The 19,678-nt window shown below is 56.1% G+C and carries 23 protein-coding genes; 12 read left to right on the plus strand and 11 right to left on the minus strand.

What is annotated here, in order from left to right:
• Window positions 1-17: 17 nt before the first annotated feature.
• Genes CA948_RS09290 through CA948_RS09305 form a run of 4 tightly spaced genes read left to right on the plus strand, consistent with a single transcriptional unit; the run spans window position 18 to window position 3,169 of the window.
• Window positions 18-608, plus strand: coding sequence for an NUDIX hydrolase (locus CA948_RS09290; protein WP_094197512.1), 591 nt, complete (start codon window positions 18-20; stop codon window positions 606-608).
• A 2-nt stretch (window positions 609-610) separates the two neighbouring features.
• Window positions 611-1,339, plus strand: coding sequence for a leucyl/phenylalanyl-tRNA--protein transferase (gene aat, locus CA948_RS09295; protein WP_108727867.1), 729 nt, complete (start codon window positions 611-613; stop codon window positions 1,337-1,339).
• A 48-nt stretch (window positions 1,340-1,387) separates the two neighbouring features.
• Window positions 1,388-2,113: an arginyltransferase gene (locus CA948_RS09300; protein WP_094197514.1), complete on the plus strand. Its 726-nt coding sequence runs from the start codon at window positions 1,388-1,390 to the stop codon at window positions 2,111-2,113.
• A 21-nt stretch (window positions 2,114-2,134) separates the two neighbouring features.
• Complete coding sequence (locus CA948_RS09305) at window positions 2,135-3,169, plus strand: quinone-dependent dihydroorotate dehydrogenase (protein WP_094197515.1); 1,035 nt, start codon at window positions 2,135-2,137, stop codon at window positions 3,167-3,169.
• A 134-nt stretch (window positions 3,170-3,303) separates the two neighbouring features.
• Here CA948_RS09305 and phaP read toward each other — a convergent pair whose 3' ends face one another.
• From phaP to CA948_RS09325, 4 genes are all read right to left on the minus strand, one after another.
• Complete coding sequence (gene phaP, locus CA948_RS09310) at window positions 3,304-3,903, minus strand: TIGR01841 family phasin (RefSeq protein WP_094197516.1); 600 nt, start codon at window positions 3,901-3,903, stop codon at window positions 3,304-3,306.
• A gap of 244 nt (window positions 3,904-4,147) precedes the next feature.
• Complete coding sequence (locus CA948_RS09315; RefSeq protein WP_162496905.1) at window positions 4,148-4,897, minus strand: IclR family transcriptional regulator; 750 nt, start codon at window positions 4,895-4,897, stop codon at window positions 4,148-4,150.
• Window positions 4,898-5,018: 121 nt separating this feature from the next.
• A complete protein-coding gene (locus CA948_RS09320) occupies window positions 5,019-5,828 on the minus strand; it encodes a competence/damage-inducible protein A (RefSeq protein WP_108727868.1) in 810 nt (269 codons plus the stop codon).
• The gene (locus CA948_RS09325; protein ID WP_108727869.1) at window positions 5,818-6,636 is read right to left on the minus strand and encodes an EI24 domain-containing protein; all 819 of its coding nucleotides are present in this window, start codon (window positions 6,634-6,636) and stop codon (window positions 5,818-5,820) included. Before CA948_RS09325 ends, CA948_RS09320 begins: the two co-directional genes overlap by 11 nt.
• Window positions 6,637-6,709: 73 nt before the next feature.
• Here CA948_RS09325 and CA948_RS09330 point away from each other — a divergent pair, with 73 nt between their 5' ends.
• The gene (locus tag CA948_RS09330; protein ID WP_108727870.1) at window positions 6,710-7,099 is read left to right on the plus strand and encodes a thioredoxin family protein; all 390 of its coding nucleotides are present in this window, start codon (window positions 6,710-6,712) and stop codon (window positions 7,097-7,099) included.
• Here the strand turns inward: CA948_RS09330 and CA948_RS09335 are convergent.
• From CA948_RS09335 to CA948_RS09345, 3 genes are all read right to left on the minus strand, one after another.
• Window positions 7,079-8,446, minus strand: a complete 1,368-nt coding sequence (locus CA948_RS09335; RefSeq protein WP_094197521.1) for a DEAD/DEAH box helicase — start codon at window positions 8,444-8,446, stop codon at window positions 7,079-7,081. The two genes, CA948_RS09330 and CA948_RS09335, sit on opposite strands and share 21 nt — an antisense overlap.
• Window positions 8,447-8,559: 113 nt before the next feature.
• A complete protein-coding gene (locus CA948_RS09340) occupies window positions 8,560-8,895 on the minus strand; it encodes an AzlD domain-containing protein (RefSeq protein ID WP_094197522.1) in 336 nt (111 codons plus the stop codon).
• On the minus strand, window positions 8,895-9,581 hold the full coding sequence (locus CA948_RS09345) for an AzlC family ABC transporter permease (RefSeq protein ID WP_094198417.1): 687 nt from the start codon (window positions 9,579-9,581) through the stop codon (window positions 8,895-8,897). Before CA948_RS09345 ends, CA948_RS09340 begins: the two co-directional genes overlap by 1 nt.
• Window positions 9,582-9,865: 284 nt before the next feature.
• Here CA948_RS09345 and CA948_RS09350 point away from each other — a divergent pair, with 284 nt between their 5' ends.
• The gene (locus CA948_RS09350) at window positions 9,866-10,078 is read left to right on the plus strand and encodes a zinc-finger domain-containing protein (RefSeq protein WP_094197523.1); all 213 of its coding nucleotides are present in this window, start codon (window positions 9,866-9,868) and stop codon (window positions 10,076-10,078) included.
• Between the two features lie 66 nt (window positions 10,079-10,144).
• Window positions 10,145-11,275: a YheT family hydrolase gene (locus CA948_RS09355; RefSeq protein ID WP_094198418.1), complete on the plus strand. Its 1,131-nt coding sequence runs from the start codon at window positions 10,145-10,147 to the stop codon at window positions 11,273-11,275.
• Between the two features lie 28 nt (window positions 11,276-11,303).
• On the opposite strand, the gene CA948_RS09360 is transcribed toward CA948_RS09355, so the two are convergent.
• The 4 genes from CA948_RS09360 to CA948_RS09375 form a co-directional block, all read right to left on the minus strand.
• Entirely contained in the window at window positions 11,304-12,797 is a 1,494-nt protein-coding gene (locus CA948_RS09360) for a M48 family metalloprotease (protein ID WP_094197524.1), read from the minus strand.
• A 17-nt stretch (window positions 12,798-12,814) separates the two neighbouring features.
• Window positions 12,815-13,669: a cytochrome c oxidase assembly protein gene (locus CA948_RS09365; protein WP_094197525.1), complete on the minus strand. Its 855-nt coding sequence runs from the start codon at window positions 13,667-13,669 to the stop codon at window positions 12,815-12,817.
• A gap of 30 nt (window positions 13,670-13,699) precedes the next feature.
• Window positions 13,700-14,035: a hypothetical protein gene (locus CA948_RS09370; RefSeq protein WP_003803097.1), complete on the minus strand. Its 336-nt coding sequence runs from the start codon at window positions 14,033-14,035 to the stop codon at window positions 13,700-13,702.
• Between the two features lie 340 nt (window positions 14,036-14,375).
• Window positions 14,376-14,825, minus strand: coding sequence for a hypothetical protein (locus CA948_RS09375; protein WP_230017567.1), 450 nt, complete (start codon window positions 14,823-14,825; stop codon window positions 14,376-14,378).
• A gap of 126 nt (window positions 14,826-14,951) precedes the next feature.
• Between CA948_RS09375 and CA948_RS09380 the strand changes: the two genes are divergently transcribed.
• From CA948_RS09380 to ruvC, 5 genes are all read left to right on the plus strand, one after another.
• Window positions 14,952-16,112 (plus strand): FAD-dependent monooxygenase, encoded by a 1,161-nt coding sequence (locus CA948_RS09380; RefSeq protein ID WP_094197527.1) that lies wholly within the window; start codon window positions 14,952-14,954, stop codon window positions 16,110-16,112.
• Window positions 16,113-16,207: 95 nt separating this feature from the next.
• Window positions 16,208-17,203, plus strand: a complete 996-nt coding sequence (gene dusB / locus CA948_RS09385) for a tRNA dihydrouridine synthase DusB (protein ID WP_094197528.1) — start codon at window positions 16,208-16,210, stop codon at window positions 17,201-17,203.
• A 55-nt stretch (window positions 17,204-17,258) separates the two neighbouring features.
• On the plus strand, window positions 17,259-17,498 hold the full coding sequence (locus CA948_RS09390) for a helix-turn-helix domain-containing protein (protein ID WP_003803089.1): 240 nt from the start codon (window positions 17,259-17,261) through the stop codon (window positions 17,496-17,498).
• Between the two features lie 26 nt (window positions 17,499-17,524).
• Window positions 17,525-19,117 carry a bifunctional phosphoribosylaminoimidazolecarboxamide formyltransferase/IMP cyclohydrolase gene (gene purH / locus CA948_RS09395; protein WP_108727872.1) on the plus strand — a complete coding sequence of 531 codons (1,593 nt, stop codon included), beginning with the start codon at window positions 17,525-17,527 and terminating at the stop codon, window positions 19,115-19,117.
• Between the two features lies 1 nt (window position 19,118).
• Complete coding sequence (gene ruvC / locus CA948_RS09400; RefSeq protein WP_094197530.1) at window positions 19,119-19,664, plus strand: crossover junction endodeoxyribonuclease RuvC; 546 nt, start codon at window positions 19,119-19,121, stop codon at window positions 19,662-19,664.
• The last annotated feature ends 14 nt before the right edge of the window (window positions 19,665-19,678 follow it).

A 19,678-nucleotide genomic window follows, 5' to 3' on the forward strand; every position in this document is an offset into this window, starting at 1 on the left:
GCCATCACAGAATCTGCATGACCCAGCCACCCGCCTCTTTTTACTTCCCTGCTCCACGCACGCAAAACTTCTGCAGTCAATGCGGCAGCAAACTGACACGACTGGTGCCCCCGGACGATAACCGCATGCGTGATGTCTGCCAAAACTGCGGCGCGGTGCACTACCAGAATCCCCGTAATGTGGTCGGGATTGTGCCTGCCTGGAAAGACGATCAGATCTTGTTGTGCCGTCGTGCCATCGAACCACGCTACAACACCTGGACCTTGCCCGCCGGTTTTATGGAACTGGGTGAGACCCTGGGGCAAGGCGCCTTGCGTGAAATGGGTGAGGAAGCCGGTGCCCAAGTCGAACCCGGCCCGCTCTTTACCGTCATCAGCGTGCCCTACGCAGAACAAGTGCATATTTACTACTTGGCCAAAGTCACCAGCGACGTATTGGATCCCGGTCCGGAATCTCTGGAAGCCCGTTTCTTCCACCTGGACGACATTCCTTGGGACAATCTGGCGTTCCGCACGGTCAGCGCCACCTTGGAGCGCTACGTGGAGGATCACAAGGCTGGTCGCTTCCAGATTCACGAATTTGATATCGCCCCCCGCGACCACGACTGATCATGTCGCTTGTCTGGGTCACTCCCGATCAGGCCCTGCCCAGCCCTGAGCACGCCAGCCCGGAAGGGCTGGTGGCTGCCGGTCTGGATTTAAGTGTTCCACGTCTGCTAGAAGCCTACAGTCAGGGCATGTTTCCCTGGTACAGCCCTGGCGACCCGGTACTGTGGTGGTCGCCTGATCCGCGCATGGTGCTGGAAGTGGACAAATTCAAGATTTCCCGCTCCTTGGGCAAGAAGCTGCGCCAGATTGCACGCCAGCAAGATCAGAACGAGGCCCGCCTTCGTGTCACCTGCGATCTGGCTTTCGAGCAAGTCATCGGCCAATGCGCCGCGCAACGCAGCGCCACCGGTACCTGGATCAGCCCGGATATTCAGCAGGTCTATACCGACTTGCATCACAGCGGCTACGCCCACAGCATAGAAACCTGGATGGATAACAAGCTGGTCGGTGGTTTGTATGGCGTGAATCTGGGCCGCTTCTTTTTTGGCGAATCCATGTTTGCCTTACAAACCGATGCCAGCAAAATAGCCCTGGCCCATCTGGTGGATTTTCTGAAATTTGCCGGGATACCGTATATAGACTGCCAGCAAGAGACATCGCATCTGGCCAGTCTGGGCGCCAGCCCCATTCCCCGAGCGGATTTCATGGATGCCCTGGCCTGGGCCATGAACCAGCCCAGCCCGGTTTGGCCACACGGGGCTTTGCAACTAGGCCAGCCCCCAACTTGCTAGGCTGGCGCGAGCATCCCATAATGGCTCTATCACGCTTGGCAGAGTCGCATGAATTATCCCAAAGCACCCACCAGTCCCCAAACGCTGCAATTCTATTCCACGGCCAGCTACCGTTGCAGCTACCTGCCAGAACAACAGGCACGCTCTCTGGTTGCCGCTCCTGCGCACCTGATTAACGACGCGGTTTACTCCAAGCTAGTCCAACAAGGCTTCCGACGCAGCGGCACCTTTACCTATCGTCCCTATTGCGACCAATGCCGCGCTTGCCAGCCCTTGCGTTGCGACACTCTGCACTTTCAGCCTGACCGTGCCCAGCGCCGTGCCAAAAAACGTCATGGCCATCTGATCGTGCAAGATCTGCCCCTGCACTGGAACGCCGAGCACTACGAGCTGTATCGCCGCTACCAGGCCAGCCGCCATCCCGGTGCCGGCATGGACGAAGACGACCAGTCCCAGTACGCCCAGTTTCTGCTGGCCAGCCATGTCACCTCACGCCTGCTGGAGTTTCGCGAGCCCGACGGCACCTTGAAAATCGTGGCGGTCATTGATGTGCTGCAAGACGGACTCTCCGCTGTCTATACCTTTTTTGATCCCGACGACACCGGCAGTCTGGGCACCTACGCCGTACTCTGGCAACTGGATTATTGCCGTCAACAATCCCTGCCCTGGCTCTATTTAGGCTATTGGATCGAAGAAAGCCGTAAAATGACCTACAAAACCCGCTTTCGCCCCTACCAGCTCCTGATAAAAGGTCGTTGGGAATGGCTGGCTTAACGTCCTCTTTTATCGATCCCCATGTCTGCCCTATTCAGCCTTTATCCCTTGGCTCGCCGGGTGCTGTTCAGTCTGGATGCTGAACACGCCCACGAACTGACTCTGAAATCCCTGCATTGCGCCCACCAAACCCCTATTTTGGGCAGCTTGCTCAAAAGCCTGCCCAGCAAGCCTCTGGAACTGATGGGCATGAAGCTACGCAATCCCGTAGGGCTGGCCGCTGGTCTGGATAAGAATGGCGCACATATCGATGCCTTGGGCGCACTGGGCTTTGGTTTTGTTGAAGTCGGCACCGTTACTCCGAAAGCACAGCCCGGCAATCCCAAACCTCGCCTGTTCCGTCTGCCTGAAGCCAATAGCCTGATCAACCGCTTTGGCTTTAACAACGACGGCCTGGACACCTTTATCGAGAATGTGCGTAAAAGCCAGTTTCGTTCACAAGGTGGCATTCTGGGTCTGAACATTGGCAAGAACGCGAGCACGCCTATTGAGCAGGCCGATCAGGACTATCTGACCTGCCTGCGTGCGGTCTACCCTCACGCCGATTACGTCACTGTGAATATCTCTTCGCCTAATACGCAAAACCTACGTGCACTGCAAGCTCAAGACGAGCTGGCTCGCCTGCTGGGCTCCTTGCAGACGCTGCGTACCGAATTAGCAGAAGAACACCAACGCTACGTGCCTATCGTAGTGAAAATCGCACCCGATCTGGATCAATCGCAAATTGATGCCATCGCTGACACCGTTCCCTCGCAAGGACTGGACGGCATTATTGCCACCAACACCACCTTGTCACGTGAGGCCGTTCAAGGTTTGCAGCATGGTCAAGAGCAAGGCGGTTTGTCCGGCCCACCGGTGCACGAGCTGTCCTTGAACGTCATTCGTCGTCTGCGCGAGCAATTGGGACCGGACTTCCCGATTATTGGTGTGGGCGGTATTGAATCCGGCCGTCAGGCTCAGGAAAAAATCCAGGCAGGTGCCCAGGCGGTGCAGCTATATACCGGCTTGATTTACAAAGGCCCCGCACTGATTTCCGAGTGCATTCGCGCTCTGTAAAACGCCTATTGCCCGCTTGATGCGGGCAACCGTATCCAGAAACAAATTGGCAACTTGCACTGCACGAAGCAAAAAAGCCAGCTCATCGAGCTGGCTTTTCCTTTAACACCTGATCAAATCAGGCAAGCAACGATTTACTTCTTGCTGGTAGCAGCAGTTGCAGCAGCGGCAGCCGCTTCAACCGTTTTGTTGCTGGCTTCAGTCACTTGAGCAGCCGCTTTCAAGCTGGCGTTGGTAGCAGCCTGGATGTTGCTTTCAGCAGCATCAGCAGCTTGGCGAGCCGCCTTAACAACGGTCTCAGCAGCATTGGAAGCCGTGGCGAAGGAGGACTTCAACAAAGCAACAGCGCTTTCGGTGCCGGTAGGGGCATTTTTGGCCAGTTGGTCAATCGCGTCAGCAGCGTGCTGTTGACCTTGAGCCAGTTGAGCCTCAGCGATACGCGACAGATTCAGTTGCAGGTCGGAGAAAATGTCGTACACGCTTTTGCCGTATTCCAGAGCCTGAGCAGCATTAGGCTTGGCCACGTTTTGCGACAGGGCCACAACGTCTTGCACGTCTTTGGCATTGATGACTTGCTGGGATTGGCCAGCCGCTTGTTCCAGCGAACTGCGCAGCAGATTCAGGTTCAGACCAACCAGCTTTTCAAAGCCTTGCAGCAATTGACCTTGGGCAGCGAACAGGTTGTTCAAAGTAGCTTGTTGGGATTCCAGTACGTTTTGTGGAATAGCACTCATGATGTTTTCCTTGGAGATACGTGGCCTGGGTCAAGCCAACGTGAAATTAATGTCAGTGTTACTAGACAAGGGTCTGTAGAAGGCCCAGCCCACTCGCAACTACGCAAGGCAAACCTTCTATGTTGCACTGCAACAATTCAACTTTAAGCGCTATTCAAACCAAAGTCAACGAAATTTGTTGCGCTGCAACAAAACCGTCATTTATTTGTCATCCATGACTTAAAAACAGCGATAAAACAAAGACCTAGCGCTGTTTGTCGTACCCCAGCGTTTCAGAGATCCTGGCGGCCGTGCTCAAGAGAACAGGAATCCAGTCGTCGTGCAAACGCTCAGCAGGCGCAGACAGAGACAAGCCCGCCAAAAGCTTGCCGGTATCATCGTACACACCCGCCGCAATACAGCGCACGCCCATTTCTAGCTCCTCGTTATCGCGGGCATAACCCAAGCGACGAACTTGCGCCAACTCACGTTCCAGCAACTCCAGTTGAGTGATGCTGTTGCGGGTCGCACCAGCCAGACCGGTCCGCATGACGTAAGCCCGAACCTGACGCGGCTCCCAGGAGGCCAAAAACAGCTTGCCGGTAGAGGTCAAATGCAAAGGCGCATGGCCACCAATGGCCCGCACCACCTGCATGCCGGAGCTCTCACTCCAGGAACGTTCTACATAGACAATTTCATCGCCCTGCTGCAGGGACAGATTGACCGTTTGTCCGGTGTACTTGTGCAACTCGCGCATGGGAGCTAAGGAAGCCGCACGGACATTGAGGCGGCCTTTCACCAAGGAGCCCAACTCCAGCAAACGCATGCCCAGGCGATACAAACCACTATCCACACGCTCAACGTACCGTCCCACCACCAGATCATTCAGGATGCGGTGAGTCGTAGACGTGTGCAGGCCAGTTGCCGCCGCCAGGTTCTTCAATGCCACTGGCTCGGATTGCTTGGCCAGTTCGTCCAATAGGATCATGGCGCGTTCCAGCACCTGGATCGACATCTGCCCACCATTGCTTGGCGATGCGTTAGAAGGCGTAAAGGAATTTGTTGTCATTATTAGGAGAATTATGATGCAACGCAACAAATTCCATAATATGAAATGGCCGCGCGCTTGGCAAGCGCTATTTTAGCGCAGGGCTCAAGCTTCCCCCCAAATCCAGCACCTGTTTGCGCAAATAGTCCAACGCTTCTGCTGCCGGTTCCGGGTCGCCTTTTACGCCCAGATCAATATGAGGCCGCCCATCTGTCCCCTCCACACTAGGCAAACTAAATGCTTTTACCCCAGGCCAAGTCAGCTCTACATGTTCCATCGCCGGTGTAATGCGTGACTCAGGCAAATTAAAGGCCAGGAAAGAATGCTCTACCCGATGAGCCTGATGATGCAATTGTCGATAGCGAGTATCCAGCGTCCACTCCATCATGGGCCAGGCCATCACGGGAAAGCCCGGCATAAAGGTATGGTTGTGAATGAAAAAACCGGGGATTTTGTTGTATGTATTGGGCACAATTTCTGCCCCCTCGGGGAACATGCCCATCTGCAAGCGCTGCTGGTTCTCGGGCAAGGACATATCAGCACTACCCACGCCATTACGTTCGTTTTCAGCGCAACGCTCGGTAATCAAGGCCGCTGCCTCGGGGTGCAGCGTCAGGTCTACACCCAAGGCTTTGGCCGTCGCCTGACGGGTTTGGTCATCCGGTGTCGCGCCAATGCCGCCACAGCAAAACACAATATCCGGTGTCGCAAAACTGCGCTCCAACGTAGCGGCAATCGTATCCAGATCATCAGGGATGATCTGCGCGCCTCCCAACTGCAAGCCCCTGGCCCCCAGCAACTCAATCAATTTTAAAAAATGTTTATCGTAACGACGTCCCGACAGGATTTCGTCGCCAATGATAATCAAACGAATAATGGCTTGATCCTTAGTTGTCATGGTCTATGAGTGAAGTAGAAGCCGCAGCTGCCTCTTGCTGACGCAGGCGACGAAGGTTTTCCAAAGAGAAATGAGCAAATACCAGGGCCGAGAACACGGGCAAGACCAGCCAAGCGGGCGGAATCAGATTCAACAAGGCAAATACCAGGCCGATCAGCCAGTACTGACTATTCAGACGGGACCACAAATATTTACGCTCTGGCACATTGGCATGCTCTACCAAGGAGTCCACCCGTAACATGCGCGTCAGGGCAAAGACCCACCACAGCACGGGAAGAATCAGCGCAAAAGGAGGAAAAATCCATAAGGGCAAGGTGACTAGCCAACCCACCAAAAACAAGGTGCCCACCCAAACAGCATTCCAGACGCTATAAGCCGTCGCATTATGACCTTGCTTGATCACATCGGGATAGTCCTTCTGCTGCAAGTGCCCCAAAACCAAAGGCATGACCAGAACGGCTGCAATAATCAGGCCCAGCACCCCTGCCAGCGGCAATAAAATGCCCAAGGCCAGCAAGGGGGCCAAATACACTTTCAGCGAGAACAGGCCCAGGCCCACCAGCCATTGATCCACAGACTCAAAGGTATTCCAGCCGCCCAACACCTCCAGCAACCAGTTCTGCAGAGGCGTCCAAAGCAGCCAACTCAACAGAATCAGGCCCACAAACATGATCAGAAAAGGCATGACCAAAGCCACCAGCATGCGTGGCTGAAATTGCGACACCAATGAACGCTTGAAGGCGGTTGAAATACTGGCCCATCCACCAGCCGGGCCCGATCGAGATGGGGCAGATGAAAAAAGGGACATACAGCTCCTGCGAAGCAAAATCGATTACCCGAGTATCATAGACACAGTCGCTTCTTTTTGTCTGTATGAAATTATGGCCTTGTTCAACGCCCAACACGATCTGCCCGCTCTGGCTGCCCATTTGCAAGCTACGCCCAACGCTTTGCTGATTGCCTGTTTCTGTGCCCAATGGTGCAAAACCTGTCAGCAATATCAGCCCGCTTTTGAGGCTTTAGCCACACAATTTCCCCAAGCCTGCCTGATCTGGATTGATATTGAAGAGCAGCCTGAACTGCTGGGCGAGGAAGATATCGAAGACTTCCCCACCTTGCTGATCCAAAACGAAAATGGGACCGTTTTTTACGGTCCCATGCTGCCTCATATCGAACATCTGACACGTCTGGTGCACAGCATCTCAGAACGCAGCCCGGTGCTTAATACCGGGCCTGGAGATTTGCGCGCCTTAGTAGCGGCCGCCGCCTAAAAGGACACCCACCGAACGCTTGCGCGTTGTGTTGGAAGAAGACGTTACCGCTGGCTTAGGCGCCGCAGCGGTCGATGGCTCGTAAGGCTTTAAGAAAAAATCATCCACCGGTGGCGTGTTTGACTGATACGAACGACGCTCATGGCGCTTGGGGCCGGAACGGGGCGACGAAGCCGTTGACGGCAGATCCAGCTTCAGACGTGGCACAACGGTGCCAATCAATTTTTCAATGTCCTGCAACAGATGCTCTTCATCGGGGGCCATCAAGGCAATCGCCTCCCCCGAGGCACCAGCACGCCCGGTACGACCAATACGATGGACGTAGTCCTCGGCGTTATACGGCAGGTCCACATTGATCACACAAGGCATCCCGGCCACATCCAGACCACGAGCGGCCACGTCGGTTGCCACCAATACATCCACGGTGCCGCTCTTGAAGGCGTCCAGCACTTTCATGCGTTCCAGCTGGCTTTTGTTGCCATGAATGGATTCCGCCTTGATGCCTTCACGTTCCAGATAGCGTGCCAGTTGACCAGCACCAATCTTGGTATTGGAAAAAACGATGGTTTGCGTCAACTTCTTGGTCTTGATCAGATGCGCCACGGCACGACGCTTCTCGTCTGCTGACATGGGGTATACCACCTGGGTCACATTCGAGGCAGTCGCGTTGCGGGCGGCCACTTCAATCTCGACCGGATCATTCAGGAAGTTACGGGCCAGCTTACGAATTTCCTTGCTGAACGTCGCCGAGAACAACAAGCCCTGACGGCTTTTCGGCAGCATGGAAACAATACGGTCCAGATCGGGCAAAAAGCCCATGTCCAGCATGCGGTCTGCTTCGTCCAGCACCAGCATGCTGACCTGGCTTAAATTGATGGTGCGCTGATCAATATGATCGAGCAGACGGCCCGGGGTCGCGATGACAATCTCCACGCCGCGTCGCAGGGCTTCTTTTTGTGGTCCGATATCCACGCCACCAAATACCACCGTCGAGCGCAGCGGGACCGATTTGCTATAGAGCGCAATGCTCTCAGCCACCTGGTCGGCCAACTCGCGTGTTGGCGTCAGCACTAACGCCCGCACCGGGTGACGAGCGGGAGAAGCGCTGGTCGTGGCGTGTGCCATCAGACGATTCAGGATAGGCAAAGAAAAGGCTGCCGTCTTACCTGTACCAGTCTGGGCTGCCCCCATGACATCACGGCCAGCCAGCACCACGGGAATGGCCTCGGCCTGAATAGGCGTAGGCTTGGAATATCCCGCCTCGGTGACGGCATTTAATATTCCAGGGTGCAGACCGAAATCAGCAAACGTAAGGTCATTGGGAGTCGAAGGAGTTTTATCTGTCATGTACGCAAAAAGTCGGCTTGCCATCAGTGGCAAGCATTTGTAACAATCCTATTTTAACTGATGCCTGCCAGCATCAACAGCGGCCACAGGCATTAAGTACTCGCGTCAGGATTTCAGGGCATCACGGCACGTATCAGCCAGAACGACACCATCCCGGCCACGATTACCCATACAGCGTTACGGGTACGAATAAACACCAGCACAGCCACTAGGCTGGCCAAGGCTTTAATATCCAGTCGAGGGGTGTCGCCGTAAGCCCAAGGCAAAAGTTCCGGGATAATGATTGCTGCCAGAGCAGCCACCGGAGCAAAGCGCAAGGCGCGCCGCATACGTTCGGTCAGGGGCAGCAAATCACCAAACATGAAATAGCCTGAACGGGTGAGCAAGCTGCACAACACCAACAGGGCAATTGCACCCAAAACGTACCAATCATACTGCCAATCGCTCATCACCGTGCATCCCTATGCCGTTGCAGTTGTTCTGCCGCCACGCCAGCCAACACTCCGCCAAGCACGGCTGCCACCAGTCCCAAACGCAGGGGAAGCGCCTGTCCAACCCACGCAATCACACTGGCCGTAATCAGACAGGCCCACATCGCACGGTTGTTGACCAGGGGAATCAACAGTGCCAGCAAAGCCAGAATGGCCGCAAACTCCAGCGACCAGGAAGGCGGTACATACGCACTGAGCACAATGCCCGACAAGGAAGCAATCTGCCAGCTCAGCCAACCGGGCAGGATGATACCCAGGTAATACCAAAGATGCTCGCGCGAGCCGCGCTCTTTGGAGTCGCCATACTTGGACATAAACAGAACAAACACCATGTCACTGGTGATGTAACCCAGGCCCAGACGCTTTTTCCAACTCAAATGGCGGAAAAAAGGCTGCAAGGCCGCTCCAAAAATAATGAAACGGATATTGACGATAAAACCGGCGGTGAAAATCAGCCACAAGGGGGCGTGAGATTCGATCAGCGGCAAGGCTGTCAGTTGGGCCGATCCTGCATACACAAACAAGGTCATCAAGGTGGCTTCCAAGCCACTCAGACCAGACTTGACCATCGCCACACCCGTCACAAAACCCCAGACCACAGTGGCTATCAAAGCGGGAATAAAGTCGATAAAACCGGCGCGCATATGCACACGGTCCTGTGCGCTAGGCAACAAGGCCGATAATCTTGTGAAGGCTGACACGCCGTCTCCTGAGATGTGCTGCCCGCAAGCGGTAATCTGTGGAGGCAGCTTTACTTGTGATTTTTCTTATTCTAGAAGCAAAAGACGGCCCCGAACATCTTGCTCTATTAATATGGTCAAGAAAAAACAGGCCGGGTCTTGCTACAATCGCTAGTCTACGCACGTAACGCTCAGCATCGCCGTTACGTGTACGGTATTGTTACCCTCTCATTGTTATCAGGAACCTTATGAGCGCCGCTATCGAACCTAAAAAAGCAGATCACGAACTGATCATGGTCGGAGCCGACGATCTGCCCGTACACTGCCCTCGTCCTGGCAGCACGCTATGGAATATGCACCCTCGCGTATTCATCGATATCAGCAAAACTGGCGAAGCCGCTTGTCCTTACTGTGGTGCCCGCTACCGCCTGAAAGAAGGCGAGAAGGTTCACGGTCATTAATTTTTGAAGCTGGCTTCGTTGGATCCCACTGCTCCCCCCTCTGGCAATGCGATAGCGCCGGGCCCTGTGCCCGGAGCAGACGCGCACCCTTGGCGTCATGCCGAAGTGACTGCTCGTCTGGATTCCAGCGCCTGCCCTCTGCCCGCCTGGCTGCCTGGCGGACACCTTCAAACGATTCACGGGGCATTTTTTGCCCGCCATCACCATATTGCCTTTGTCCGCCAAAGACTTGATACGCCCGATGGCGATTTTCTGGATCTGGACTGGACCGGGCCGGGCCTGTTTGCAGACAAGCTGGCCAACGGCGCCACCGCCCAGCCCGACGCCCATCTATCCCGTACCGCTGCCCGCCGCTGGATGCAGCCCCAGGATTGGGACAGCCTGCCCAGCACCACTGACACCCATGCTCTGATCCTGTTTCACGGCCTGGAAGGCAGCAGCCGCAGCCATTACATCCAGGCCATTGCGCAGTACTTTCGCGCACGCGGCTGGATTGTAGTTGTCGCCCATTTCCGGGGTTGCTCAGGCTTTCCAAATCGTATGGCACGCGCCTATTACTCGGGCGACTCGGAAGAAATCAGCTTTATCTTAAATACCGTTCGTGGCCATCTGCCCAATGTGCGCTGGCATGCGGCCGGCACCTCGCTGGGCGGCAATGCCGTGCTCAAGTACTTGGGTGAAGCGGGTGATGAGGTCTCCTGGCTGCAGGCATGTGCCTCCATTTCGGTGCCACTGGATCTGGTCGCTTGTGGCCGCTACCTGTCCGAATCCCGAATGGGTCGCTGGTTCTACTCGCCCTACTTTTTGAAAAGCATGCGCCGCAAGTTGCAGGACAAAGCCCATCGCTTTCCAGGAATGGTCGATACTGCCCGCCTAAACCAGGCCCGCACCATACGCGACTTCGACGATATTTACACTGCGCCCATGCACGGTTTCAGCCATGCGCTGGACTACTGGACGCGCGCGTCCAGCAAACCTTTGCTACGCAATATCAAAATCCCCACGTTGGTTTTGAATGCCCGCAACGATCCTTTCGTGCCGCACACCAGTTTGCCAACAATTCAGGACTGCTCGGATTCTATTTTGCTGCACCAGCCAGCCGAGGGTGGGCATGTCGGGTTCATTACAGGTAGTATTCCCGGCAATATGGGGTGGTTACCCGCAAGACTGGCCCGCTTTTTTGAAACCAATAGCTAAAACGGCTTAAAGCGGGCCTGCGGGCTCATCAGGAGCGGAAACGCTCCAGCAAGACACGCTCACTTTCAACACGCTCGCGCAATTGGCGAATCTGCGTATCCAGCTCAGATTGCTGATAGAAATCCTGGGTCAAATTGCGCGCCTGCTGTAGTTGCTCCACCGCGGTAGGCAATGCCCCGACCAATTCATAGTATTGAGCCATGGCACGACGAGCCTTAACCCCATCGCCCAAACGGTCATAGGTTTTGGCCAGCAACTGATGCAATTGCGGTTCATCAGGCCATTGTTTGATGCGATCCGTCAAGAAAGCCTGCGCCTGATCATTCTGTCCCAATTGCTGCAAGACCTGCACATAAGCCAGAGCCACCCCTTGGCTCTTGGGCCACCGCTGCCAGGCTTGTTTAGCTAAACTCAAAGCCCCTTGCACATCACGATCGGCAATCGCAATGCGGATCCCCAAGGTATCCAGTTCAGGAGCCTGGAACTGGCCCTGCCCCCGAGCTTCGGTCAAATGCACACGAGCCTGCTCATAATCCTGACGGCCTTGCGCAATATAAGCCAGACCGTACTGCGCCGCAGAGCGCTCCAGATCACTTTGTGACTGGTTCGTGCTTTGCAGCGCCTGCTCCAGAACGCGCAAGGACTGCCCGCCCCCGGCCTGCATCACCATCAACTTCGCACGGATATACCAAAACGAAGGAGTGTCCTGATAACTGCTGGCCGGCAAACCGCGCACCCGGTTACTGATGTCCGATTCACGCTGCTGAGACATGGGGTGAGTGCTGGCGTACTCATTGGCTGTCGCACGTTCATTCAAGCGCGAAGCCGCCGCCAGACGCTGAAACATCTGCACCATGCCTTGAGGCTCGTAACCGGCCTTGAGCAGCATCTCGAAACCAACCCGGTCAGCCTCTTGCTCGGCCTGCCGTGAAAATCCCAACTGACGATCCACGGCTGCCGCTTGTCCGAAGGCAGCCGCCCCCATCGCCAGATCACCGCTGCCCGCCAAGGCACCCAGCAAGGCACCGGCCAGAGCAGCAATCAACAAGTGGTTGCTTTGGGCACTTTGCGTAATACCGCGAGCCACGTGACGTTGCGCCACGTGGGCAATTTCGTGAGCCAGCACCGAAGCCAGCTCGGACTCAGACTGTGAAGCCGTAAACAGACCGCTATGAATACCAATATAGCCACCAGGCAAAGCGAACGCGTTGATACTGCTATCGCGCAGGACAAACACCGTCACAGGCTGCGCCATGGCCGGGCCATACTGAGCCAGCCTGCGGCCCATATCCGTCAGATACTGATTGATATCCGGGTCCGACACATATTCGGGCGAGCGCCTGCCCTGCTCCATAATGGCATTGCCCAAAGTCCGCTCCAAAGCCGGAGACAGCTCGGCACCCGAAGCGGCTCCCATTGAAGGAATGCCCACAGGCTGCGCCTGTGCAGGTATCACTGAACTGAACGTCAGCGACAGTGCCAGACATAGAGAAAGTGCGGAACGGGCGGGTTTAAACTGCATGGATACTCCCGACAAAATCAATTGGCCCTGACCATCATAGCGTTTGTCTGCCTGCGAGATTCTGGCAAACGGTGACGCGCTGACAGGCGCATCAAGGTACCCAAGGCATACAAAAGGCCAAACACTTCTACCAGACCGGCCAGCACCCACATGATCAGGCCTCCCATGACCTGATCATCCAGTGCATCCATGCCCGCAATGGCACGACCACATAAATCAAAAATTGGATAGAGATCGTATTCGGTAAAGGTGATGATGGCACCCACAATCATTTGCGGCACCATCGTAATAACCGGCGAAAGTATACGCCCACCCACCGACAGCCGGGCCGGTGGCGAAGGCCGGCGATCCAGGATCAGGTTCCAATACATGATCCCGCTGATCACCACAGACCAGTTCATCAAACGGTACAAACGCCAGTCCAGCATGGAATAGAACTGCACCGTAGGCAGCATCCAGATCAGGACCAGGAAAACAAACAGGAAAGCGACCAGTATCGGGTTGGTCAGGACAGCCTGGACACGCCGGCCACTGGGTCGACGCAACCAGTGCGCCAGAGCCCGTCGCCAGCTTGAAGGCAGGCCAGCGCGCAAGGTTTGACCAGGATAGGCACCCATCAGAAACAAGGGCCCCAGATGATGCAAGATCAGATGCTGGGCCCGATGAATGAAGAACATGCGCTCGGCGTAATAGTCCAGGCGCGTGTGCAAAGAAAGGTAGAGGAGAATCAGGCCAATCCAGAAAAAGGACTGGCGCAAAAGATTGGGGCGGTGTACTTGCCGCCCCCGGACGTACAAAGTGATGACCAGCAAGAAGGTCAAAAGCAGAACAGGAGAAAACTCCCAAGGTGTCAGCCAGTCGAGCAAGGACATAGCAGCGCCATCCGCAAATCCAGTTGCGGTTTAGTTTATAGCAATACGCTCCCGGCCTGCCCACTTCACATTCAACACACCGGGATAATCCCGAATCAACCGGGCACGCTGCATCAGCTCTGCTCGCAGTTCAGGCGGGCAGGTCAAGGTCACGCACGCGGTATCGTGCGTATCGGAATGGTCCACCTGCACATTGGCCACGCGGATACCCGCCGTGTTCAGGTCCGAGTAAATACGACGCCGGATCTGGGCCAGATCGCCACGAGGGCAGACAACCGTCAAACGGGAGACGGACAAAGGGGCACGAGCACGCAGGGCAGAGGCCTGGATGCCGGCACGGCGCAAAAAGAGATCAAAAATACGCATACATTCCCCCTATTGCACATTAACGTTGCAACACATCAGGATTCAGAAAGCGCAAGGCTTTCAGAGAATGAAATGGCGGGGAAGTTAAGGCAGCAAGAACAACTGCCTGAGATACCACGCCCTGAAATTTCCAGGACGCGGCAAGCTGTGAAGGAATCAGCGGGCCTGAAAGCGCCTGGACATAGATAGGTCGAACATAGATCGACTAGCACTGTCGCCGGGGTCGGGATTCACCACACAGCTCCTATAAAACTAAAGAACCCGTAGTGTAACGTGCGCAGCCCCCTTCCACAAGGCAGCCCCCTAGAAAAACCTTTACTTTACAAGGCACTTGATGTGTTTAATACACAGACAAATCCAGCCAGCCCATATAGCGATAAAAGGCCATGATGATGTGCACCAGCCAGAACAGGCTGATATTGGCAAAGGCAACTGCAGCCACCACCGCCGTCAGGACACTGGGCCAGCCATGCTGGTTATGTTGATCGCTTTGCCGGTTGTAGAGCGCGTCAAATTTTTCGGGGCTACGCAGAGCCAGAATGACGGCCTCGATAATCCCGGCACTGACTGGCAAGATCAACAAATTGGGAAATAGCGAATCCAGCCCCTGCTCAAACACCAGCGTTCCCAGAACGGCCAAACTGGTAAACGCCAACGGGACATACCAAAAACGCCGGCCCAAATAACGGTGCTGTGCGCCCACCACGCCTAATAAAAGAGACAGCCACGCGGCGGTGACTTTATGGCGAAAAGGTTTGGTCTGTACAAATGACAAAGTCTGCTGAGACATGCAAGGCATCCAATCCGGGCTTGTGCTGCCAGCCATTGAGCACAGCTGTCAATTGCTTAACGCCAATTTGACAGCCACCTTCCCGTACAATACCTGAATTACTTCCTTGCCGTCATGAGGTCCCCCATGAATGCCACCGACTACGACATCGCCATTTGTGGCGCCGGTCCCGTAGGCGCATCTTTGGCGCTAATGCTGGCTGCCCAGCACCCAAGCCCGTCACGCATCGCCGTCCTGGGGAAAAACTTCAATCTGGCCAGCACCGAACATGCTCAAGGCGATCCGCGCACCCTGGCCCTGAATCACGGCAGCCGTCGCTTGATTCTGAATCAGCTCAAAGCCTGGCCCGAGCGCGCCGCCCTGATGCGCACCGTGCATGTATCCCAAAAGGGGCGTCTGGGCCGTTGCCTGATTCAGGCCGATGAACTGGGCGTCCCCGATCTGGGCGCGGTGGTGCATTACGATGATTTGCTCTGGGCCTTGCATGCCCGGTTGCGCGACAGCGGCGTCACCCTGCTGCCTGCCCAGCAAGCCCGTACCCATTCCGCCCCCAAACAAATTCTGGTCGACCACGATGCCGGTCAGGCCACGGCCTTGATTGCCGTGCAGTGTGACGGCGTCCGTCCCAGCGGCGTACGACGCGATTACGGCCAACACGCCCTGTTGACGACAGTACGCGCCAGCCAGCCTCAAACCGGCTGGGCATACGAGCGCTTTACCGAACATGGCCCCTTTGCAGCCCTGCCCCACCCTGACGCTCCGGACCTATACGCGATCGTCTGGTGCAATAGCCCGGAGCGCAGCCAATCCTTGGCCGAACTGCCTGTCGACGCGTTTCAGACCGCCATGCTGCAGGCCTTTGGGGAGCGCCTGGGGCATCTGGAGCTGGTCTCCAAGCGCCACATCTTTCCGCTCGCCTTCCATGCTGGCCCCAGCCGCTTGTCCGAGCGCCTGCTGGCTGTAGGCAATGCCGCCCAGACCTTGCACCCGGTTGCCGGTCAGGGTCTGAACCTGGGCCTGCGCGATGTCGCACAATTGTCACAGTGTCTGGCCGCCTGGCAAGCCGATTGCAGCCAGAACCCCGATCCCTTTTTGGCACGCTATGCCCGTCTGCGTCGTCCGGATCGCTGGTTAACTGCTGCCATCACCGACACTTTGCCACGTCTGTTTGCCACCAAAAACCCCTTGATCCAGCACGCTTGTGGTCTAGGACTGTTGGCGATGGACACCCTGCCTTTCGCTCGTCAGCCCTTTGCCCGACAACTGCTGCAAGGGATGCGCGCCTAGGCCCACCAGCAACAGGGGCCCTAATACGGGGCCTGTCCTTTTCTTCTTGTAAGTCCTTGCCCACGAAGCCGTGTCGCAGGGTTAAAATCTTCCCCATGCGTATCGGCCCCTGGACCCTTCCCAACCCTATTTTCATTGCCCCCATGGCGGGAGTCACAGACAGACCTTATCGTCGTCTGTGCAAGACACTGGGCGCCGGTTATGCCGTCTCGGAAATGGCCGCCAGCAACAAGCGCTTGTGGGATAGCGTGAAAACAGCACGACGCCTCAATCACGAAGGAGAGGCTGACCCGATCGCTGTACAGATTGCCGGCTCCGACCCTGAAATGATGGCCGAAGCCGCCGTATTCAACATCAGCAAAGGCGCTCGTATCATTGATATCAATATGGGATGCCCGGCCAAAAAAGTCTGTAACGTCGCCTCGGGTTCAGCCCTGTTACGTGACGAGCCACGCATCATTGAAATCCTTGAACACGTTGTCAAGGCATGTACTCCCTACCAGGTTCCGGTTACACTCAAGACCCGCACTGGCTGGGATGCGCAATCGCGCAATGCTGTTCGTATTGCCCGCTTGGCCGAAGATATCGGCATCGCCGCGTTGACCCTGCATGGCCGCACACGCTGCGACTTCTACCAGGGCCACGCCGAATACGACACCATACGCGAAGTCAAGAACAGCCTCTCTATTCCGGTCATCGCCAATGGGGATATCGATAGTCCCGAAAAGGCAAAATTCGTACTAGAGTACACCGGAGCGGATGCCGTCATGATTGGTCGAGCCGCGCAAGGGCGGCCCTGGATTTTCAGGGAAATCCTGCATTACCTCGAACATGGCGAACATCGTGCAGCCCCCACCTTTGGCGAGCTGCGCGATTGCATGATCGAACACCTGCAAGACCACTACGTTTTCTACGGGCAGCACACTGGAGTACGTACTGCCCGCAAGCATATAGGCTGGTATCTGTCGGATATGCCGGACTCCCGACACTGGCTGGATCAGATTAATCGTATCGAAAACTGTGCAGATCAATTAGAAGCCATTACTCACTGGTTTCAAGAATGCGACCTGGACCAGCCCTACCTGCAATAAAAGACAGCTGTGTGGCTCTTTTGTATTTAAGTACTTCGTATACCTTCAGAAAAAAATGTCAACGACCAACCCACTAGAACAGTCCGTACGTGAACGCCTCGAACGCTACTTCGCCGATCTGGGCGAATCCGAGCCACGCGATCTGTTGTCGATGGTCATCTCCTGCGTGGAACGGCCTGTCCTGCAAGTTGCCCTGGAGAAATCCGCGGGCAACCAATCCAAGGCCGCAGAAATGCTGGGTATCACGCGCAGTACCTTGCGCAAGAAACTCAGCGCCCACAATCTGCAACCCTGATTCCTAACTCTCACGTCTCACCTTCCATGAAAATCCAGACAGCTCTTCTCTCTGTCTCCGACAAAACCGGTATTGTCGAATTTGCCCAAGCACTCGCCCAACGCGGAGTGCGGCTTCTCTCCACTGGCGGCACGGCCAAGCTGCTGGCCCAGGCCGGCCTGAGCGTTACCGAAGTGGCCCAGCACACCGGTTCGCCAGAAATTCTGGATGGCCGTGTCAAAACACTGCATCCCAAAATTCACGGTGGCCTGCTGGCCCGTCGCGACAGCGCCGAACACCTGAAGACATTGGAAGAGCACGGCATTGACCGTATCGATCTGCTGGTCGTCAACCTCTACCCATTCCGTGAAACCATTGCCAAGCCGGGTTGCACCTTTGCCGATGCGGTAGAGAACATTGATATTGGCGGCCCCGCCATGTTGCGCGCTGCTGCCAAAAACCACGGTACGCCTGAAGGCGGCGCCTGTGTCGTCATTGACCCTGTCGATTACGAACGCGTACTGGCTGATATGGACGGCCCTGCTGGTCACCCTTCTTACGGCCTGCGTCTGGAACTGGCTGCCAAGGTTTACGCCCATACCGCCGCTTACGACGGTGCCATTGCCGCTTACCTGAGCAGCCTGGCTCAAGCCGAGCCTGCCCAGGACAGCGCCCCCGAAGTGAACACCTGGCCCAATGTGCTGACTATTCAGCTCAAACAGGAACAGACGCTACGCTACGGCGAGAACCCGCACCAAAGCGCTGCTTTCTACACAGACGGCACCATTAGTGAAGGTCTGCTGGGTCGCTACAAGCAATTGCAGGGCAAGGAACTGTCCTACAACAATATTGCTGACGCCGATGCCGCTTGGGAATGTGTACGCAGCTTTGATGCGGGCGCCTGCGTCATCGTCAAGCACGCTAACCCATGTGGTGTAGCCTTGGGCGAAACCGCCGAAGAATCTTACCGCAAAGCCTTCCAAACAGACCCAACCTCGGCCTTTGGCGGCATTATTGCCTTTAACCGCGAGGTGGACGAAGCGGCGGCCCAAGCGATCAGCAGCCAGTTTGTGGAAGTCCTGCTGGCACCTTCCTACACTCAAGGTGCACTGGACGTGTTTGCCGCGAAAAAGAACGTGCGCGTACTGAGCATTCAGCCCGGTCAGGCTCACAACGCTTTTGACGTCAAACGTGTGGGTGGCGGCTGGTTGGTGCAAACGCCCGATACGTTCCGCGACAACACCGAAGGCTTCAAGGTCGTGACGCAAGTCCAGCCTACCACCCAGCAAATGCAAGACATGCTGTTTGCCTGGAACGTGGCCAAGTACGTGAAATCCAACGCTATTGTGTTCTGCGGTCAAGGCATGACGCTAGGCGTAGGCGCAGGCCAGATGAGCCGTGTGGACTCTGCCCGCATCGCCTCCATCAAGGCTGAAAACGCGGGCTTGACCCTGCAGGGTTCGGCTGTCGCATCCGACGCGTTCTTCCCCTTCCGCGATGGTCTGGATGTGGTTGCCGAAGCTGGTGCCACCTGCGTGATTCAGCCCGGCGGCAGCGTGCGTGACGACGAAGTCATTGCCGCCGCGAACGAGCGTGGTATTGCCATGGTCTTGACCGGCACACGCCACTTCCGTCACTAATATGCGAATCCTGGGCATAGACCCTGGCTTGCGTCGCACTGGTTTCGGAGTGATCGACGCCCAGGGGCCCAGCTTGCGCTATGTGGCCAGCGGGACCATCGTGGTCCCGCCCGATCTGCCTCTGGCAGAGCGGCTCAAGCTGATTTTGACTCACATCACGGAAGTGATTGAGCAAAGCAAGCCCGATACCTCTGCCATTGAAAAAGTCTTTGTAAACAGCAACCCTGCCTCTACCCTTTTGCTGGGGCAAGCACGGGGCGCCGCCTTGTGTGCACTGGCGGTAGGTGGGCTGGATGTCCATGAATACACGGCTTTGCAGATCAAGAAAACCGTCACCGGCAGCGGCCACGCTGCCAAAGAACAAATCCAACTGATGGTCCAACGGCTCTTGCAGTTGAACGGCCTGCCTGCGCCGGACTCGGCCGATGCCCTGGCCTGCGCCATCAGCCATGCCCATCACAGCAGTGTGGTGGGTGGTCTGCAAAAAAGCGGAGCTCTCACAAGCGGGCCGCGCCGTCGCATTCGCGCTGGCCGGATCTTGGGTTAACTATCCAGAAGGAA

Source organism: Alcaligenes aquatilis (assembly GCF_003076515.1).
GTDB lineage: Bacteria > Pseudomonadota > Gammaproteobacteria > Burkholderiales > Burkholderiaceae_B > Alcaligenes > Alcaligenes aquatilis.

Coding starts and splice junctions, on each gene's coding strand:
- CA948_RS09290 (WP_094197512.1), top strand. CDS start 18: ATGACCCAGCCACCCGCCTCTTTTTACTTCCCTGCTCCACGCACGCAA.
- CA948_RS09370 (WP_003803097.1), bottom strand. CDS start 14,035: ATGCGTATTTTTGATCTCTTTTTGCGCCGTGCCGGCATCCAGGCCTCT.
- purH (WP_108727872.1), top strand. CDS start 17,525: ATGAAAATCCAGACAGCTCTTCTCTCTGTCTCCGACAAAACCGGTATT.
- CA948_RS09360 (WP_094197524.1), bottom strand. CDS start 12,797: ATGCAGTTTAAACCCGCCCGTTCCGCACTTTCTCTATGTCTGGCACTG.
- CA948_RS09335 (WP_094197521.1), bottom strand. CDS start 8,446: ATGACAGATAAAACTCCTTCGACTCCCAATGACCTTACGTTTGCTGAT.
- CA948_RS09320 (WP_108727868.1), bottom strand. CDS start 5,828: ATGACAACTAAGGATCAAGCCATTATTCGTTTGATTATCATTGGCGAC.
- CA948_RS09345 (WP_094198417.1), bottom strand. CDS start 9,581: ATGCGCGCCGGTTTTATCGACTTTATTCCCGCTTTGATAGCCACTGTG.
- ruvC (WP_094197530.1), top strand. CDS start 19,119: ATGCGAATCCTGGGCATAGACCCTGGCTTGCGTCGCACTGGTTTCGGA.
- aat (WP_108727867.1), top strand. CDS start 611: ATGTCGCTTGTCTGGGTCACTCCCGATCAGGCCCTGCCCAGCCCTGAG.
- CA948_RS09365 (WP_094197525.1), bottom strand. CDS start 13,669: ATGTCCTTGCTCGACTGGCTGACACCTTGGGAGTTTTCTCCTGTTCTG.
- CA948_RS09375 (WP_230017567.1), bottom strand. CDS start 14,825: ATGTCTCAGCAGACTTTGTCATTTGTACAGACCAAACCTTTTCGCCAT.
- dusB (WP_094197528.1), top strand. CDS start 16,208: ATGCGTATCGGCCCCTGGACCCTTCCCAACCCTATTTTCATTGCCCCC.
- CA948_RS09315 (WP_162496905.1), bottom strand. CDS start 4,897: ATGTCGATCCAGGTGCTGGAACGCGCCATGATCCTATTGGACGAACTG.
- CA948_RS09350 (WP_094197523.1), top strand. CDS start 9,866: ATGAGCGCCGCTATCGAACCTAAAAAAGCAGATCACGAACTGATCATG.
- CA948_RS09300 (WP_094197514.1), top strand. CDS start 1,388: ATGAATTATCCCAAAGCACCCACCAGTCCCCAAACGCTGCAATTCTAT.
- CA948_RS09390 (WP_003803089.1), top strand. CDS start 17,259: ATGTCAACGACCAACCCACTAGAACAGTCCGTACGTGAACGCCTCGAA.
- CA948_RS09330 (WP_108727870.1), top strand. CDS start 6,710: ATGGCCTTGTTCAACGCCCAACACGATCTGCCCGCTCTGGCTGCCCAT.
- CA948_RS09340 (WP_094197522.1), bottom strand. CDS start 8,895: ATGAGCGATTGGCAGTATGATTGGTACGTTTTGGGTGCAATTGCCCTG.
- CA948_RS09305 (WP_094197515.1), top strand. CDS start 2,135: ATGTCTGCCCTATTCAGCCTTTATCCCTTGGCTCGCCGGGTGCTGTTC.
- CA948_RS09325 (WP_108727869.1), bottom strand. CDS start 6,636: ATGTCCCTTTTTTCATCTGCCCCATCTCGATCGGGCCCGGCTGGTGGA.
- phaP (WP_094197516.1), bottom strand. CDS start 3,903: ATGAGTGCTATTCCACAAAACGTACTGGAATCCCAACAAGCTACTTTG.
- CA948_RS09380 (WP_094197527.1), top strand. CDS start 14,952: ATGAATGCCACCGACTACGACATCGCCATTTGTGGCGCCGGTCCCGTA.